The following is a 17,719-nucleotide window of genomic DNA, read 5'->3' as shown; positions in this document are numbered from 1 at the left end:
AAAAAGAGGTCATGCGCATGTCACAAATCCAGATACAGGCGAACCATTCGATAGCCATCGAGGGAATGACATGTGCCTCCTGCGTCGGTCGTGTCGAGAAGGCTATTGCCAAGGTGCCGGGGGTCGTCAAGGCTTCGGTCAATCTTGCGACGGAGCGCGCCGATATTGCTTTTTCAGGAGCGCCCAACGTTTCGGCCGTTGTCGATGCCGTGCGAAATGCAGGCTATAGCGTCGACGAGAAAACCATCGAACTCGATATCGAGGGCATGACTTGCGCGTCCTGCGTCGGCCGTGTCGAAAAGGCGCTGAAGGCCGTTTCCGGTGTCTCCGACGCGAGTGTCAATCTCGCAACGGAGCGGGCCACCGTCCGCGTCGCCGGCAATGCCGTCTCTGCCGCCAGGTTGGCCGAAGCAATCAGCCAAGCCGGTTACAAGGCAAACGAGATCGTCGCTGACAAGGCCAAGGGTGACGAGCCGGACCGGCGCGAAGCCGAATTGCGCGGTTTGAAAATCAGCCTGGCCACCTCTGTTGCCCTGACGCTGCCGGTCTTCATTCTGGAGATGGGCTCGCATCTGGTGCCCGCCATCCATGATTTCGTGATGGAAACCGTCGGCATGCGGGAAAGCTGGTATCTGCAATTCGCGCTGACCACGCTTGTTCTCTTCGGGCCGGGCCTGCGGTTCTTCAAAAAAGGCATCCCCGCACTTCTGCGGCTGGCGCCGGATATGAATTCGCTGGTGGTGCTGGGCACGGCCGCCGCCTGGGGGTTCTCGGTCGTCGCCACTTTCGTGCCCGAAATCCTGCCGAGAGGCACGGCCAATGTCTATTATGAGGCCGCAGCGGTGATCGTCACGCTTATCCTGCTCGGCCGTTTCCTCGAGGCGCGCGCCAAGGGCCGCACCAGCGAGGCGATAAAGCGGCTCGTCGGCCTGCAGGCCAAGTCGGCCCGTGTGATGCGCAATGGTGAAACCATCGATGTGCCGCTTCAGGATGTTGCGACTGGCGATGTCATCGTCGTCCGTCCCGGCGAGAAAGTGCCAGTCGATGGTCTGGTGCTTGATGGTTCTTCCTATGTCGACGAATCGATGATTACAGGCGAGCCGGTGCCGGTGACCAAGACGGCTGGGTCCGAAGTCGTGGGCGGTACGGTCAACAGAAACGGCTCCTTCACGTTCCGCGCCACGAAGGTCGGTGCCGACACGCTGATCGCGCAGATCATCCGCATGGTCGAGGAAGCGCAGGCCGACAAACTGCCGATACAGGCGCTGGTGGACAAGGTGACCAACTGGTTCGTGCCTGCAGTCATGCTCGCTGCACTCGCCACCTTCATCGTCTGGTTCATTCTCGGGCCGGACCCGGCCTTGACCTTTGCGCTGGTTAACGCCGTCGCTGTCCTCATCATCGCTTGCCCCTGCGCCATGGGCCTTGCCACCCCGACCTCGATCATGGTCGGAACCGGCCGTGCAGCCGAAATGGGCGTGCTGTTCCGGCGCGGCGATGCTCTCCAGACTTTGCGTGATGCCGATGTCATCGCCGTCGACAAGACCGGCACGCTGACGCTCGGCAAGCCGACACTGGTGCATTTCACCACGACCGAAGGCTTCGATCAGGATGAGGTGTTGCGCCTTGTCGCCTCGCTTGAGAGCCGTTCCGAACATCCCATAGCCGAAGCGATCGTCGAGGCGGCAAAACATGGTGGCCTGACGCTTGCCGACGCGGCCGGCTTTGAGGCGACCCCCGGTTTCGGCGTTGCGGCAACGGTTGACGGCCGCAAGGTCGAGGCGGGCGCCGACCGCTTCATGGTGAAGCTCGGTTACGACATTGCGAAGTTCGCCGACGATGCAGACCGGCTGGGCAGGGAAGGGCAGTCGCCGCTTTATGCCGCTGTCGATGGCCGGCTGGCCGCCATCATCGCTGTTGCCGATCCGATCAAGCCGACGACCCCGGAGGCGATAGCAGCGCTGCATGCGCTTGGTCTCAAGGTCACGATGATAACAGGCGATAACCGCCGCACGGCCGAAGCCATTGCCCGCCGTCTTGGTATCGACGAAGTGGTGGCGGAAGTACTGCCTGACGGCAAGGTCGAGGCCGTTAAAAGACTTGCGGCCGATGGCCGGCGGGTGGCCTTCGTCGGTGATGGCATCAACGATGCGCCGGCCCTTGCGGCGGCCGATGTCGGTCTCGCAATCGGCACGGGTACGGATGTCGCCATAGAAAGCGCCGATGTGGTGTTGATGTCTGGCGATTTGCGCGGTGTCGCGAATGCCATTGCGTTGTCCAAGGCAACGATCCGCAACATCCGCCAGAACCTGTTCTGGGCCTTTGCCTATAATGCCGCACTCGTTCCCGTGGCGGCCGGAATATTGTATCCTGCCAACGGTGTTCTGCTGTCGCCTGTCCTTGCAGCCGGAGCCATGGCGCTTTCCAGCGTGTTTGTCTTGACCAACGCGCTGCGTCTCAAAAGCTTCCGCCCGCCGCTGCTGGACAGATCGTCCGGCATGCAACTCGCAGCGGCAGAATAGGGGGCGGATGTGATGACGCCTGGAAACACAGTCTATTTGCCACGTATCGGACGCAGCATTGTCGCAGCGCAGGGCGAGACCGTCCTTCAGGCCGCCCTTGCCGCCGGGATTTCCTATCCGCACGGCTGTCGCATGGGCCGGTGCGGGGCGTGCAAATCGCGCCTCGTCTCAGGCGAGATCGACCTTCTCAAGCATACGCCTTTTTCGGTGACCGAGGAGGAAAAGGCGGAAGGACTGACACTCGCGTGCCGCGCCGTGCCGTTGAGCGACGTAACGATTGGCTGGCTCGACGGTGAGGATGAGTTTGCCGATATTCCGGCCGGCCGCTTTGATGGCGTCATCGCGGAAGCGGTGGATGCGACGCATGATATCAAGCTCATCCGCATAAGGCTCGACGATCGCGAACTGTTTACCTTCAAGGCCGGCCAATATGTGCGCCTGCTTTATCCGGACTGTTCGCCGCGTGACTATTCCATTGCCAGCCGCATCGATGAGGACCTGATCGAATTCCATATCCGGCATGTCCCCGGTGGCGTCACGAGTGGCCATATTTTCGCGAACGCCAAGGCGGGTGACCCTGTCGTGCTGGTCGGTCCCTTCGGGGCTTCGTACCTGCGGGAAAAGCATTGCGGACCGATCCTCGGCATTGCCGGCGGTTCGGGGCTGGCGCCGGTGAAGGCGGTGGTAGAGGCAGCGCTTGCCACTGATCGGACCACGGGCCGGCAACGCCCGATCCATGTCTATTTCGGCGCCCGCGCTGAGCGTGACCTCTATATGGTCGACCGTTTCGAAGAACTTGCCGTAAGCCATGGCAATCTGAGCTTTGTTCCGGTTCTCTCGAATGAAGAACATGCGCAGATACGGCGCGGTTATGTCGGTTCCGCCGTGGCAGACGACTTCGACGATCTCGATGGCTGGAAAGCCTATCTGGCCGGACCGCCGGCGATGATCGAGGCAACGGTGCCGCAGCTCCTGGCAAGGGGCATCCGCACCGCCGACATTCATGCAGACGTGTTTTTCACCCCGGAAAGATAGGAGCAGGATCGATGAACATTGGTACAGCCGCCACCGCATCCGGTGTTTCCGCAAAGATGATCCGCCACTACGAGACGATCGGTCTGATCAAATCCGCAAACCGCACGGAATCCGGTTATCGGGTCTATACGACCAACGATCTGGAGACGCTGCGTTTCATCCGCCGCGGCCGCGACCTCGGTTTCTCGATCGAAAAGATCAGGCAGCTCATGACCCTGTGGCGCGATCCCGGCGGTGCATCCTGCGACGTCAAGCGCATCGTCATGGAACATGTCGTAGATCTCGAGGCCAAGATGCATGCTCTTCGGGAGATGGCCGACACGCTGCGAAATATCGCGACCTATTGCCCTGACAATGGTGAACCGGATTGCCCGATCATTCAAGATCTTGCCCAGTCTGAAGACCCCGATTTTACGCCGGTGGCGATCCTGCCCAAGCGTTCCGGCATGCTGAAGGGCACGTCCGGTGTGGTGACGGATTTGCCGCGCCTCATGAAATAAACCGCATTTCCCCGGCGGGGACCGATCATCGATTGCAGTGCAATGGCCATTTTCGGCGAAGGAGAACAGGCAATGTGGATACAGATAATACAACGCTTCCTTATTCTGTGCCTTATGCTGATGATCGTCTCCGTCATCGCGTTTCTTTTGCCCTACATGGCCGGTGGCGATCCTGCCCGCACCATTCTGTTTTCGCGCATGCGCGATACGGCGCTCGATCCGCATGCAGTCGAGGCCCTTCGGTTAAGCCTCGGGCTCGACCGGCCGCTCTACGTCCAATATTTCGCATGGCTGTCGGGCGCGCTGCGCGGTGATCTGGGCTTTTCCTTCACCAGCAGCCAGCCGGTGGCGGGTGAGCTTTTGCGCTCTCTCGGCGTGTCCGTGACATTGGCACTGACGGCGCTGGCGATTGCGGTCGCCGTCGCCCTGCCGCTCGGCACGTTGGCGGCGATGCGCCCGGGTGGCCGCCTGGACAATTTCGCAACGCTGATGATCCAGACCTTCGTTGCCACGCCGGAATACTGGTTTGCGCCGATGTCGGCGCTCGTCTTTGCGCTTTATCTCGGCTGGTTGCCGTCTGCGGGCTGGGATAGCTGGCGCTCGCTGGTGCTTCCCGCTTTGACGTTGACGCTGCGCCCACTGGCCTATTTCACGCAGGTGACGCGCGCCGCCATGGCTGAGGTTCTGCGCGCGCCTTACATCACGGCGGCCCGCAGCCGCGGTCTCGGCATGCATGGCACGGTCATGCGCCACGGCATTCGCAACGGTTCGCTTCCGATCGTCACCTTCTTTGCCCTGTGGCTTGCGGGCCTGCTTGGCGGATCGGTGGTCGTGGAGGTGATATTCGCCATCCCCGGAATGGGCCGGCTTCTTTACGACGCCGTGGTCAATCGGGACATCCCCATGCTGCAGGGCGGTTTCATCTGCATCGTCGCCCTTTCCATCCTGATCAATACCCTGGCCGATGGCCTCTATGTCCTGATCAATCCAGCAATGCGAGGTCAACATGACCATTAGTCACTTCCCGAGCGCGCCGGTAGCCGCCATGCCAATGACCTTGCCCAAGCGCCCGTCGACACTTTTCCGGTTCACGGATTTCATCCGCCGGCGGCACTGGACGTTCTACGCGGGTTCGGCGATTTTTCTCGTCATCATCCTGCTGCTCGTCATCGCGCCGTGGATTTCGCCCTATAATCCCGCGCAGCAAAGCCTTCGCCTGCGGTTGAACGCGCCAAGCGCCGCCTACTGGCTGGGCACTGACCATCTCGGGCGTGATGTCTTGAGCCGGTTGCTTATCGGCGGACGCTTCACGGTCACGATTGCCGCCATCACCGTCATTCTGTCGGTCGCCATCGGAACATTCATCGGCATCATCAGCGGTCGCAGCCGCGGCGTTGTCGATGAAGTCCTGATGCGGGTGGTGGATCTGCTCATCGCCATCCCTGACGTGGTGATCGCCATTTTCCTCGTCGCCATCTTCGGCCCGGGATATGGAACATTGATCGCGTCGCTGACGATCGTCGGTTGGACACCTTTTGCGCGACTGGCACGCGGGCTGACGCTTTCGATCAATTCCCGAGAATATATGCGCGCCGCCGAGGTGCTTGGATGCACACGCCGCTTCATTATTTTCCGGCATGTCATTCCCAACACGATCTGGCCGATCGCAGCCGTTGCCTTCCTGCGCTTCGGCCACAAGCTGATCACGGTGGGCGGACTGTCGTTTCTCGGCCTCGGCGTGCAGCCGCCTGCCGCAGACTGGGCGCTGATGCTAGCCGATGCGCAGGCCTATGCGGAACGTATGCCTATTCTCGTGATCGCACCGGGTCTGGCGATTTTCCTGTCGGCGTTGAGCGTGACATGGATCGGCCACGGCCTGAACATGGATACCAGGAAACCGAACGGCCATTGACGCCTGCGGTTAGAGCAATGACCGGCGCCCGCGCAGATCAAACATACACAGGGCACGATAGCCCTAAGGAGAGTATTATCGTCTGAAGCCGCTTGAAAATAAGCCCATGCCTCCGATGCAATAATAATAAGGGGAACTCTTATGAATATCGAAGGACACACGCATGCCAATACGGCCATCGCCCCGGAGCGGACACCGCTTCTGGAAATCGAGGATCTGCACGTTTCGGTGCCGTCTGGAAATGGCCGCAAGTTTGTTATCTCCGGTCTGACGCTCTCCGTCGATGCCGGAGAGGTCGTTGCACTGGTCGGCGAATCCGGATCCGGCAAGAGCATGACGGCTCTGTCGCTGATGCGGCTGTTGCCGCACGGCGCGGAAATCAACTCCGGCCGCATTTCCTTTGCCGGGCGCGACATTCTTGCTCTCTCGCCCTCCGAGCTTGATGCGTTGCGCGGCGCCGATATCGGAATGCTTTTTCAGCAACCGCAGGCAATGCTCGATCCGACCAGCCGGGTCAGGACGCAGGTCGCCGAGCCAATGTGGGTCCACCGCAAGATGAGCCGGCATGCGGCACTGGGCCGGGTTGTCGGCATGCTCTCGGATGTTGGAATTCCCGATCCGTCGGCGCGGGCGCAATGCTTTGCACATGAACTCTCCGGCGGCATGGCGCAGCGCGTCATGATTGCTGCGGCACTCTCCGGCAATCCGCAACTGCTGATCGCCGATGAACCGACGACGGCACTCGATGTCACCGTCCAGGCACAAATATTGCGCCTGCTCGACGATGAGCGTCGGAAGCGGCGGCTCGCCACGCTGCTCATCACCCATGACCTCTCGGTCGTTGCCGCTTTCGCGGACCGGATTGCGGTGATGTATGCTGGTCGCATTGTCGAGGAAGGGCCGACGCAGGCAATCCTCAAGGCGCCGCAACATCCCTATACCAAGGCGCTCATCAGCTGCTCGCTTCTGACGACCGACAGCGAGGGGCAGCTGCTGACGATCCCCGGTTCCAGCTCGCAGGCCCATGACATGTCCTGCGGTTGCCGTTTCCATCCCCGCTGCGCGCTTGCACAGTCGGCCGGCATGGGCGGCCGTTGCATGGCAACGGAGCCGGATCTGAATGCCTTGCCGGAAGGTCGCAAGGCGCGATGCTGGGCGGTCGACGACGACCATGCCGGCAGCCATGCCAGTCACACAGTCTGCTGAAGGAGGGTTGCGATGCTATCGACAGTGAAAACACCGAACCGGCCTCAGGCGGATGGCAAGATCAAGCCCTATGTGGTCGCAAACAACCTGTGCAAATATTATCCGATATCGGGTTTCGGCAATCGCGTGGTCAAATCCGTGGACGATGTTTCCCTCACGATCGGCGAGGGCGAGGTTCTTGGTCTCGTTGGCGAATCCGGCTGCGGCAAAAGCACTGTCGCCGGGCTGATAACGCGGTTGACCAACGCGACGAAAGGCGAGGTCAGCATCGGAGACCACGATATTCTGCACATGCAGGGCGAGACGCTGCGGCGCATGCGCCGTGTCGTGCAACTGGTGTTCCAGGATCCCTATTCCGCGCTCGACCCGCGCATGCGCATAGGGCAAAGCATGGAAGCGCCGCTTGCCCAGCACGGCATCGGCACGCGCGAAGAACGCATCGCGCGCGTGTTCAAGATGCTGGAGGAGGTCGGCCTCGATGCCTCGTATTATGACCGTTATCCGAGCCAGTGCTCCGGCGGGCAGTTGCAACGCGTGGTCATAGGACGCGCGCTTCTTCTCAATCCAAGCTTCCTTGTGTGCGACGAACCGACATCGGCGCTCGACGCCTCCATGCGCACGCAGATCCTGAACCTCCTGATGGACATGAAGCGTCGTCATGGTTTGACGGTGCTGATGATTTCCCATGACCTGCGCGTGGTGCGTTATCTCTGCGACCGTATCGCGGTGATGTATCTCGGGCGGATCGTTGAAATCGCCGACCGGGATGAGCTTTTCCGGGCGCCTAAGCATCCCTATACGAAGGCTCTTATTGCCTCGTCGATGCTTGATGAAACCGGATTATATGCGCCGGAAATGCTTCTGGATGGTGATCTGCCAAGCCCGCTCAATCCTCCAAGTGGCTGCAAGTTTCACACCCGCTGCAAATATGCGACGCAGATTTGCAGCGAACAGGAACCGGTTCTGGAAGACGTTGCCGGGGAGCATTTCGCTCGTTGCCATCACTGGCGCGAATGGGGCTGAGGAGCAGCGCAGTTACAGTCTTCTGGTTCTGTAAAAACAGATGAATTGTGCGTTTGTGAATTAATATCGGAATTAAATTCCGAGTATAAAAACATAAAATGAATGATATTCAAGCGGATGCTCGTGTAGCGTCCGAAGGATATTCTTATGTCTTTCGAGGTCTATTTTATGAAGATCTTAAATCTCGTGAGACGACTGACTTTTGAGCGTTGTCATCAAAAATAAAAGGGGAATATTCAATGATAAAGCACGTACTTTTGGCGACAAGCGCCATTGTGGTTTCGTTTTCAGTTCAAACGGCCAAGGCCGATACGATTACCTATGACGACAATTTCGGTGTCAAGACCGGCTGGCAAATGGCGTCGGACGACGCCTATCTCGGCTCACGCGCGGGTTGTTTCGAAAGCTTCGTGCGGGTCGGCTACGACATGAAACTGGAGGCCAGTCTTGCCGAAAGCTGGAAGCAGACGGACCCTAAGGTCTGGGAATTCAAGCTGCGCAAGGGTGTGAAGTTCCAGAATGGCGAGCCGCTCAATGCCGCAACCGCAGTCAATGCGCTGACCAATCTTCTGAAGGCGCCGGTTCCAGCCCGCGCCTTCTCGCCGAAGTTGATTGCTTCTGTCGAAGCGAGCGGCGACGACAGCGTGAAGATAACCACCATCGAACCATCGGTGATGCTGCCGGCGCAAATGGCGAGCCCTGCCACGTCAATCCTTGCCCCCGCCGCTTATAAGGACGGGAAAGTCGATCCGGTCGGGACCTGCACCGGGCCTTTCAAGATCACGGAGGTCGACCCCAGCCAGTATATGCTTCTTTCCGCCAACCACGATTATTGGGGCGGCATGCCGAAGCTTTCCGGAGGCCGCGTCAACTTCGTTCCCGATGCCGACACCCGCGCCACCCAGGTCCGAACCGGCGAAGCGCAGATTTCGCGCCTCGTGCCACCATGGACGGTCAAGACCATCGAATCCACCGACGGCGTCAAGGTCGCGCCAATTCCTTCGCCGCGCATTACGGAACTCCTGCTGAACAACGCGAAGGCGCCTTTCAATAATGTGAAAGTGCGTCAGGCGATCCAGGCGGCCATCGACACCACCGGTATCGCCGACAGCATTTATGAAGGCGCGGTAAAGGGTGCTACCCTGCCTTTCGCAGCGGGAGAGCCATGGGCCGCGAAGGAAGTCGAGCCCGCCTATAATGTCGAGAAAGCCAAGGCTCTGCTGAAAGAGGCAGGCGTAGCGCCAGGCAGTCTGAAGATCGCGCTCCTCGCCTATACGGCAAAAACGGAACTGAAGGATGTCGCGGCCATTATCCAGGCCCAGTTGCAGGAAGTCGGCATCAAGGTTGATGTTCGCGTCGCCGATTACAGTGCAATCGAGCCAGATCTGCTGTCCGGTAATTTCGACATGGCGCTCCTGTCCCGCGGTTATGCCACAGATGTTGCCGAACCGGCCGGCTTCCTAAATGCCGACTATACCTGCGGCGGCAGCTACAATATCTCGCATTATTGCAACGAAGACACCGACAAGCTGATCAAATCGGCCTATGCGACGGCCGAACCTGCCAAGCGGTATGCAATTTACGGCGAGGCGGCAAAGAAGCTGTATGAGGAGGCCGTCACCGTCTTCCTGATCCATGAGACCGTATTCGACGCCTATTCGGAGAAGCTTGCAAACTACAAGCCCCATCCCATCAACTACTTCGTCATGACCAAGGATCTGGCAACGAAGTAAGGCGTGCGACATTGCCGATGAAGCCCAGCCCGGCTCGCAAGAGCCGGGTTTTTCGTGTGCTCAGAGACGATTGATGCCCGCGTTTGACGAATACGGGTTTGAAATCCGGAAAACCTCCGCTGTCATCCCTGGGAAGGGAGAGGGCATATGCAGCTTGGGGGGAGGTAAGAAGGGACGAACGTTGGTATCGTCCAGCGGCTGTCACGCAAGCTCGGCGTGAAGCGGGGGCAGGCAGGTCGATCCGGCGGCAGGGATGAAGGCCGCCGCCGGCATCTCGTCAAATCAGGCGCGCGCTTCTGGCGTATAGCCTGCAGCGGTGATGATTTCAGCAATACGTGCCGCGTCGGAGACGCCGCCAACCACAACCGTGCGGCTTGCCGGATCAGCATGAACGGCGGCACCGGGAACGGTCTTTTCGATTGCGCCCTTGATCACACCGGCGCAGTGACCGCAGGTCATGTCTTCAACGTGGAAAGAAAGGTCGGCATCAACAGGTGCGGCAGCGGTTTCGGGGTGATGCTGGTGGGCGGTGCACATAGGCGGTTCTCCTTGGGTTGGAACTTGTAACAGCAGGAGCCTGGACTATTCCAACGTGGGAAGGTCAAGCGCTTTATTAAGGCAGCCAAAATAAGCGCACCGGCATTTTAGTTGCGCCAGAAAATCGGCATCAGCAGCACGAGAACGGTGAGGATTTCCAGACGTCCAAGCAGCATCAGGACAGACAGGAGATAGAGCGCCGGATCACTGATCGTGGAGAAATTGCCGACAGGCCCGATGATCGGGCCGATGCCGGGCCCGACATTGGCAAGTGCGGTCGCAACGCCCGAGGTCGCAGTCAGGAAATCGTAACCCATCAGGCTCATGGCGAGGCTGCCGGCGATCCAGAGCGCGATGAAACAGCTGACGAAAAGGAAGATCGTCCGGATCGTGTCGGGATCGACCACCTGCTGGCCGTAACGGACCGAATAAACCGCGTTCGGATAGATCAGCTTTTTGAGGCCCGCCCGAACGACATTGAACATGATCAGGAAACGATAGGCCTTGATACCACCCGCCGTCGAGCCGGAGCAGCCGCCCATGAAGGTTGCGAAAAAGGCCACGACGACAACGAACGGACCCCACAGCGTGTAGTCGTCGCTCGCAAAGCCACCGGTCGAGAGGATTGATGTCATGTTGAAGAAGGAGTGGCTGAGCGCAGTATCCAGCGGCACGCCGTTTCTAAGGTGGTGATAAACGCCGACTGCGATGGAAATCGCGCAGAGATAGCCAAGGAAGACGGCTATCTGCGGGTCGCGCAGCGTCTCCAGCCTGCGGCGCACCGCAAGCAGGATCATCACCGAGAAGGGCAGGCTGCCGAAGATCAGGAAGATGGTGGCAATCCAAAGCAGCGCCGTGTTGTTGAAATAGGCAAACGAGGCGTCGTGGGTGGAAAAACCGCCGGTCGCAACCGTCGACATGGCATGGTTGAGGGCATCGAAATGCGACATGCCGGCAAAATCGAAAGCCACCGTGCAGGCGATGGTCATGATGATGTAGATCGCCACGAAAGCGCGGGTGAAGCTTGCCAGCCGCGCGAAGGGCCGGTCATTGCCGGTGTCGGATGATTCCATGCGGAAGAAAGTCATGCCGCCGACGCGCAAGAGCGGCAGGATGAAGAGGCCAAGCGCGACAATACCGATGCCGCCGAGCCAACAGAGCAACGACCTCCACAGAAGAATGCCCTGCGGCGCATTATCGAGGCCGGATATGGCGGTCGATCCCGTCGTCGTGATGGCCGAGACCGATTCGAAAAGGGCCTGACCGGGCGTCAGGTCAAGCTCGGACAGATAGAGCGGAACCGCTCCGACAATGGAAAATACAAGCCAGAGCACGTTGACGAGCAGGAAGCCGAAACGTTTGTTGAAGGACGCGATCGGTGCGCGCGTGGCCAGCGCACAGGCAAGTGCAAAGCCGCCGCACATGAAGCCTGAAAGCGCAAATACCGTCCAGTCGTCATTGCCGTAATAAAGGTCCGTCAGCGCGGGCAGGAACATGGCCGTCGCGAGATAGAGCCCGAAGATGGACGCCACATATATGACCGAGCGCAGAAGATTGCTGTTCAAGAAATGAAACCCAGGGTTCGTGGCAGCGTGAAATGAGTCTTTGTCTCTGACGCCTTCCTATGGCATAGCGGGTGCCATTATGAATTTCAATGGATTGACAATCGTGGACAAGCAGCTTGTGGAGGCAGCGCGGCGGGAAGTGCGGGAGATATTCCCGGAAACGCCGTTGCAGTTGAATGAACATCTCAGCCGTCGGTATGGCGCGTCGATTTGGCTGAAGCGTGAGGATCTGTCTCCGGTTCGTTCCTACAAGATTAGAGGCGCATTCAACTTTCTCCGCAAGGCTGTTGCGAAGGCTGGCAAGGACAAGGTTTTCGTCTGTGCTTCGGCCGGCAACCATGCGCAGGGGTTTGCTTTCGCCTGCCGCCATTTCGGCGTTCACGGTGTTGTTTTCATGCCGGTGACCACGCCGCAGCAGAAGATCGACAAGACCCGTATCTTCGGTGGTGAATTCATCAGCATCCGTCTGGTGGGCGATATTTTCGACCAATGTTACGCCGCCGCGCGCAAATACGTCGAAGACAATGACGCCTACATGGTGCCGCCCTTCGACCATCAGGATATCATCGAAGGCCAGGCGACGGTTGCTGCCGAAATCATGGACCAGCTCCCCGAAGGCACCAAACCGGATATGGTTGTCATGCCGGTTGGCGGCGGCGGGCTTTCGGCAGGCCTTACCGGCTTTCTGGCGGGCACCGTTGAAAAGGGCAACTTCGTGTTCTGCGAGCCGGAAGGCGCGCCGAGCCTGAAAAGGAGCCTCGAGCGCGGCGAAGCGGTAACGCTCCCCAAGGTCGACAATTTCGTCGACGGCGCCGCTGTTGCCCGCATCGGCGATCTCAACTTTCAGGCGCTGAAGGATTTTCCGGCCGAGCAGGTTTTGCTCATCCCCGAAAACGCCATCTGCGTGACCATCATCGAGATGCTGAACCTCGAAGGCGTGGTGCTGGAGCCAGCGGGTGCGCTGTCCATTGCCGCGCTGGAGAAGCTCGGTCGCGAGAAACTGGAAGGCAAGACGGTTATCGTCGTCGTCTCCGGCGGCAATTTCGATTTCGAGCGCCTGCCTGACGTCAAGGAACGCGCCATGCGTTACACCGGCGTGAAGAAATACTTCATTCTGCGCCTGCCGCAGCGCCCCGGCGCGCTGCGCGATTTCCTCAATCTGCTTGGCCCGGACGACGATATCGCCCGTTTCGAGTATCTGAAGAAATCGGCCCGCAATTTCGGTTCGATCCTGATCGGCATCGAAACCAACGCGCAGGAAAACTTCGCAGGGCTTCTGGAGCGCTTCGAGGCTGCGGGCCTCGGCTATGAGGATATTACCGAAAACGAGATCCTGTCGAACCTGATCATCTGATCGGGATAAGAGCGACGGGGAAGGGCGGAGCATATCCGCCCTTCGAAATGCGAGACAGATTAAGGGAGTGAAAGCCATGGCATCGTTTTTTTCCAAAATCCTTTCGGCCTTCGGCTCCGGCCAGTCCGCGGATGCGCCGCAGAAGGCAGCGCAGTCGGAACCGCATGTGCATGGAGACTATCTGATCTATGCGACGCCGCTGAAGGAAGGCGGCCAGTTCCGTTTGGCGGGCCGCATCGAGAAAAAGGACGGCGAGGAAACGCTCGTGCATGAATTCGTGCGCGCCGATGTCTTCACCAGCATGGACGATGCGGTTGAGTTCACCATCCGCAAGGCAAAGCTGATCATCGACCAGAACGGTGCATCGCTCTTCCCAGGAAAATGATGGCGGTTTCTTCTGCTGGACATTAAGATTCCGTTGGTTGCTTCGGCCTATCGTCTTCAGAGGGCATGAAGTCGCGCCGATGAACCGGCGCGATGTGGATCGATAGGGCGTATGCCGATGCAATGGGCAAATCTGGCCCTCTTCGTGGCGGAAGCCATCGTCTATTTTTCGGTAATGACGGCATTCCTTCATTACCGGCATATTCTCGGCATCGGTGTTTTTCTCACCGCGCTTGGCGTCATGCATTTCCTGGAAACCTACCTGGCGGCGGTCTTTTACGTCGAGCTGCCATTTGGCGTGGTATCACCCGGCTCCTCGATCCTTTTTGCCGGCAAACTGATGATGATCCTCATGCTCTATATGCGCGAGGATGCGGCAGTCGTCCGCCAGCCGATCTACGGCCTGTTTCTCGGCAATATACTCACCATCATCATGGTGCAGATCATCCGCTTCCATCCGACGGTGGCAATTGTCCCCGGACAGTCGGTAGATACCGGATTTCTGGATGAGATGGGCGTGCTGATGGTCTGGGGAACCAGCCTGCTTTATATCGACGCCATCGCCATCATCCTGTTTTACGAAAAGCTGGGACGCTATTTGCAGCGCCATATTGTCCTGCGCTTTGCAATCTGTGGCGTGGTGATTTTGAGCCTGGATCAGGCAGGCTTTTACGCGGCGTTGCGATATATGCTGAACGCGCCGGTCGATGTCTTTTACGATGGCTGGAAAGCGAAGATGGTGGCCGTTGCCATCTATGCTCTGCTCTTTGCCATTTATCTGAAGCTGACGGCGGCGAAAGGCCGCTTCCTGACGCGCCGCAGCGTTGCCGATGTCTTCAACGACCTCACCTTCAGGGAACGCTATGAGGAGCTTTTGTCCCGTTCCGGCCGCGACATGCTGACCGGTGTGTCTGACCGCGCCCGCATGGAACTCGATGCGCCGTCCGTCGTCGTGGAATGTCTGGAAAAGAAACGTCCCGTCAGCGTGCTAATCGTCGATATCGATCACTTCAAGACCGTCAACGATACCTTTGGGCATTTGCAGGGCGATGAGATATTGCGGGAATTCGCCGCCGTTCTGAAACGCATCGTGCAACCGCACGGCCATCTCTACCGGTTCGGCGGCGAGGAGTTCGTGGCCCTGTTGCCGACGATGACCCATGAGGGGGCACTTGCCTTTTCAGCAGGTCTGCGGACGGCGATATTGAAGGATCTGCAACGGCCGGACGGTTCGCCGCTGACTGTCAGCATCGGCGTCGCCACGGCTTTCGAGGACGGGCAGCTTTTCCGCGCGCTGCTATCGGAAGCCGATGCGCGGCTCTATGCGGCAAAAAATAACGGCCGCGATCAGGTGCACGGCCGCTACGGAATGTGGGTCGGCTGATACCGGCAATCGAGCCGGCATCACCACGTGTCAAATGGCGCCTCAGGCGGCCTGCGCCAGTTCGGCAACCTTTGCTTCGGCTGCCGCAACGGCCTTCTCAACGGCTTCCGGTCCAAATGCCAGACCTTCGACATAGATCACTTCCACATCCGTCATGCCCATGAAGCCAAGAACGGTCTTGAGGTAGGGAACGGCGTGGTTCATCGACACAGCCGGGCCTTCGGAATAAACGCCGGCGGCGGCCAGCACGATGTAGACCTTCTTGCCGGTGGCAAGACCAACCGGGCCGGTTTCTGTGTACTTGAAGGTCTGGCCAGCGCGGGCGACGTTGTCGATCCACGACTTCAGGCCGGAATAGATATTGAAGTTGATGAGGCCGGTGCCGATGACGACAGTGTCGGCGGCCATAAGCTCTGCAACCAGCTTGTCGGAATAATCGGCTGCAACCGCTTCTTCAGCCGTGCGCTGGTCTGGAGCCTTGCGGATCGCAGCGGTCTTGACGGTGTCGAGATGCGGAATGGGGTCGGCAGCGAGATCGCGGTGGACAAGGGTATTGGAAGCCGACTTGGCCTTCAGCTTGTTTGCGAGTTCGCCGGAAAACTTGTTGGAAACCGACTCGTCGCCACGCGGGCTGGAGGTGATGAGCAGAATGTTCGACATGGTCTTTCCTTGCATAAGCGATGAATTGACGGACGCCTTGGGAGGGCGGGAGAGCACGATGCCCTTCCTTTGCCCCCTATATGACCAATTGATGCCATCAAGAAAACTGTGATAATGTGGAAGCGACCTATCGATGAAATGGATGGAACATGGACGCGAACCCGACGCTCGACCAATTGCAGGTGTTTTTGACGGTTGCCGAAACCGGAAGTTTCTCTGCCGCTTCACGGGCGCTCAATCGCGCCCAGTCTGTTGTCAGCTACACCATCGCCAATCTCGAGGCGCAGCTTGAAGTCAGCCTGTTCGAGCGCAATGGCGTACGCCAGCCTCGATTGACGGACGAGGGTCGCGCCATGCTGGAAGATGCAAGGCGCATCGTGGCCGGTCTGCAGGAAATGCGTGCGCGTGCCAAGGGTTTGAAGCAGGGGCTGGAGGCCGAGCTTTCTGTCGCCATCAGCACCATGGTGCCGGCGGAAGCTGTCGTTGCGGTGCTTCGCGATTTTCGAAAGGAATTCCCCACCGTTACCCTCAGCCTCAATGTGGGTGAGTTGGGCATGGTTATGGATATGGTGCTCTCCCGCAAGGCTGGGATTGGCATCGGCGGGGCGCTGTTGCGCCAGGATGACGAACTCGTCGTCGAAAAGGTCGGCCATTCCTTCATGCTGCCGGTCGTCGCCGCCGATCATCCACTGGCACAGATCGAGAGGCCGCTGGTTCTGGGCGATGTCCGCGAGGAGGTCCAGCTCGTCGTCACCGATGCGTCGGGGCTGACCAAGGGGCGCGATTTCAACGTGCTGTCCTACAAGACATGGCGGGTCAGCGACATTGCTACGAAATACCAGCTCATCAAGGGCGGTCTCGGCTGGGGCGGTCTGCCCGCATCGATCGTGCGCAACGACCTGACCAATGGCAGCCTGAAGGCACTTGATCTCGAAGCTTATGAGCAGGGCGAATATCCGATCTTTGCGCTGCGCCGGGTGGATTCACCCGCCGGTCCCGCTGGCCAGTGGCTTGCCACGGCCTTTCAGCAGCGTCTGTCGGCATGCCCGAACCAGAAGGATTTCAACAGGATAATTGCCGGAGGCAAACAGCGGACTATTTCTGTCGCCGCCGAGTGACATGGGTTGACTGAGTGACCAATTGACGAAGGTGAATGGCCTGCCTTATACAGGAAACACGATCAGCAGTTCACCGAGGCATCGCCGTCCCGCAAGGGAAGCTAAACCTGCATTTTGAAAGATTGACAGCACTTATCCCGTGCCTAGTCGGAAGCCGGCGATCAGCGACACCTCTTCGGAATGGCACTCGAGGGTAAGTCATGCCACGTTCGATCTTTTCCATTGATATCGCCGACCTCTCCACATTTGCCAAATCGCTACGCGAACAAATCGGCAGGCTGGAACGCCAGCCAAGCCATGTGGAGATGCTCAATCTCCTGAGCCGGGCTGCCGGGTTTCGCAACTTTCAGCATCTGCGCGCCGGGCGCACGCCACCCGTAGCAAGTGGCTTGCCGCCACCGCAGACACGACCGGAGACAATGCCTGCCAATGAGGGCAGGGTGCTGAAGACCGCGCGGACTGTCGATGCTGCCGGTAGATTGGTGCAGTGGCCAGCCCGCCGCTCCCAGCAGGAACTGTGCCTCTGGTATCTTTGGGCAAGAATCCCAGCCGGTCGCAGTTTCTCAGAGCGCGAATTCAGCAGCTTTCTCGATGGTCTGCATCTGTTTGGAGATGCCGCGATGCTGCGGCGTGACATGGCGGGTCTCCGGCTCATCCGCCGTAATCGCGATGGCAGCGACTATCAACGCATCGAGCAGAAGCCACCGCCGGAACTGCCACTGCTGTTGCGTATCGTGAGTGACCGCAATTGAGTAAATGCCCTCCCGGCCGATGAAACGCCGGGAG

16 protein-coding genes are annotated in these 17,719 nt (G+C 59.2%); 13 read left to right on the top strand and 3 right to left on the bottom strand.

The genetic code is table 11. The features are described 5' to 3' along the window. Positions 1-17: 17 nt before the first annotated feature. The 8 genes from ASD46_RS01540 (at position 18) to ASD46_RS01505 (ending at position 9,931) form a co-directional block, all read left to right on the top strand. Complete coding sequence (locus ASD46_RS01540) at positions 18-2,522, top strand: heavy metal translocating P-type ATPase (protein WP_060641881.1); 2,505 nt, start codon at positions 18-20, stop codon at positions 2,520-2,522. A 12-nt stretch (positions 2,523-2,534) separates the two neighbouring features. Beyond that, positions 2,535-3,557, top strand: coding sequence for a 2Fe-2S iron-sulfur cluster-binding protein (locus ASD46_RS01535; RefSeq protein WP_025593198.1), 1,023 nt, complete (start codon positions 2,535-2,537; stop codon positions 3,555-3,557). A gap of 11 nt (positions 3,558-3,568) precedes the next feature. Then, positions 3,569-4,057, top strand: coding sequence for a Cu(I)-responsive transcriptional regulator (gene cueR / locus ASD46_RS01530; RefSeq protein ID WP_013635893.1), 489 nt, complete (start codon positions 3,569-3,571; stop codon positions 4,055-4,057). A gap of 72 nt (positions 4,058-4,129) precedes the next feature. Beyond that, on the top strand, positions 4,130-5,074 hold the full coding sequence (locus tag ASD46_RS01525; protein WP_003512536.1) for an ABC transporter permease: 945 nt from the start codon (positions 4,130-4,132) through the stop codon (positions 5,072-5,074). After that, on the top strand, positions 5,064-5,969 hold the full coding sequence (locus ASD46_RS01520) for an ABC transporter permease (protein ID WP_025593200.1): 906 nt from the start codon (positions 5,064-5,066) through the stop codon (positions 5,967-5,969). Before ASD46_RS01525 ends, ASD46_RS01520 begins: the two co-directional genes overlap by 11 nt. A gap of 141 nt (positions 5,970-6,110) precedes the next feature. Beyond that, complete coding sequence (locus ASD46_RS01515; RefSeq protein ID WP_025593201.1) at positions 6,111-7,175, top strand: ABC transporter ATP-binding protein; 1,065 nt, start codon at positions 6,111-6,113, stop codon at positions 7,173-7,175. Positions 7,176-7,187: 12 nt separating this feature from the next. After that, positions 7,188-8,198 (top strand): ABC transporter ATP-binding protein, encoded by a 1,011-nt coding sequence (locus ASD46_RS01510; protein ID WP_025593203.1) that lies wholly within the window; start codon positions 7,188-7,190, stop codon positions 8,196-8,198. A 239-nt stretch (positions 8,199-8,437) separates the two neighbouring features. Then, positions 8,438-9,931 carry an ABC transporter substrate-binding protein gene (locus ASD46_RS01505; protein WP_025593204.1) on the top strand — a complete coding sequence of 498 codons (1,494 nt, stop codon included), beginning with the start codon at positions 8,438-8,440 and terminating at the stop codon, positions 9,929-9,931. A 282-nt stretch (positions 9,932-10,213) separates the two neighbouring features. Here the strand turns inward: ASD46_RS01505 and ASD46_RS01500 are convergent, their stop codons facing one another. Together ASD46_RS01500 and ASD46_RS01495 are read right to left on the bottom strand one after the other, a co-directional pair. Then, positions 10,214-10,468: a heavy-metal-associated domain-containing protein gene (locus ASD46_RS01500; protein WP_003496638.1), complete on the bottom strand. Its 255-nt coding sequence runs from the start codon at positions 10,466-10,468 to the stop codon at positions 10,214-10,216. A 107-nt stretch (positions 10,469-10,575) separates the two neighbouring features. Then, positions 10,576-12,033 (bottom strand): TrkH family potassium uptake protein, encoded by a 1,458-nt coding sequence (locus ASD46_RS01495; protein WP_003512541.1) that lies wholly within the window; start codon positions 12,031-12,033, stop codon positions 10,576-10,578. Between the two features lie 79 nt (positions 12,034-12,112). Here ASD46_RS01495 and ilvA point away from each other — a divergent pair, with 79 nt between their 5' ends. The 3 genes from ilvA (at position 12,113) to ASD46_RS01480 (ending at position 15,155) form a co-directional block, all read left to right on the top strand. Beyond that, positions 12,113-13,387, top strand: coding sequence for a threonine ammonia-lyase (ilvA, locus tag ASD46_RS01490; protein ID WP_029658759.1), 1,275 nt, complete (start codon positions 12,113-12,115; stop codon positions 13,385-13,387). Between the two features lie 76 nt (positions 13,388-13,463). Further along, positions 13,464-13,772: an HlyU family transcriptional regulator gene (locus tag ASD46_RS01485; protein ID WP_013635901.1), complete on the top strand. Its 309-nt coding sequence runs from the start codon at positions 13,464-13,466 to the stop codon at positions 13,770-13,772. Positions 13,773-13,889: 117 nt separating this feature from the next. Then, positions 13,890-15,155 carry a sensor domain-containing diguanylate cyclase gene (locus tag ASD46_RS01480; protein WP_025593206.1) on the top strand — a complete coding sequence of 422 codons (1,266 nt, stop codon included), beginning with the start codon at positions 13,890-13,892 and terminating at the stop codon, positions 15,153-15,155. A 42-nt stretch (positions 15,156-15,197) separates the two neighbouring features. On the opposite strand, the gene ASD46_RS01475 is transcribed toward ASD46_RS01480, so the two are convergent. Then, a complete protein-coding gene (locus ASD46_RS01475; RefSeq protein WP_003512545.1) occupies positions 15,198-15,815 on the bottom strand; it encodes an FMN-dependent NADH-azoreductase in 618 nt (205 codons plus the stop codon). A 149-nt stretch (positions 15,816-15,964) separates the two neighbouring features. Between ASD46_RS01475 and ASD46_RS01470 the strand changes: the two genes are divergently transcribed. Together ASD46_RS01470 and ASD46_RS01465 are read left to right on the top strand one after the other, a co-directional pair. Next, the gene (locus ASD46_RS01470; protein WP_013635904.1) at positions 15,965-16,933 is read left to right on the top strand and encodes a LysR family transcriptional regulator; all 969 of its coding nucleotides are present in this window, start codon (positions 15,965-15,967) and stop codon (positions 16,931-16,933) included. Between the two features lie 200 nt (positions 16,934-17,133). Then, the gene (locus tag ASD46_RS01465; RefSeq protein WP_025593207.1) at positions 17,134-17,685 is read left to right on the top strand and encodes a DUF2087 domain-containing protein; all 552 of its coding nucleotides are present in this window, start codon (positions 17,134-17,136) and stop codon (positions 17,683-17,685) included. Positions 17,686-17,719 lie beyond the last annotated feature (34 nt).

The sequence above is a fragment of the Rhizobium sp. Root491 genome (assembly GCF_001427205.1).
Taxonomy (GTDB): domain Bacteria; phylum Pseudomonadota; class Alphaproteobacteria; order Rhizobiales; family Rhizobiaceae; genus Agrobacterium; species Agrobacterium tumefaciens.
This window is presented reverse-complemented; position numbering and strand designations above follow the sequence as displayed.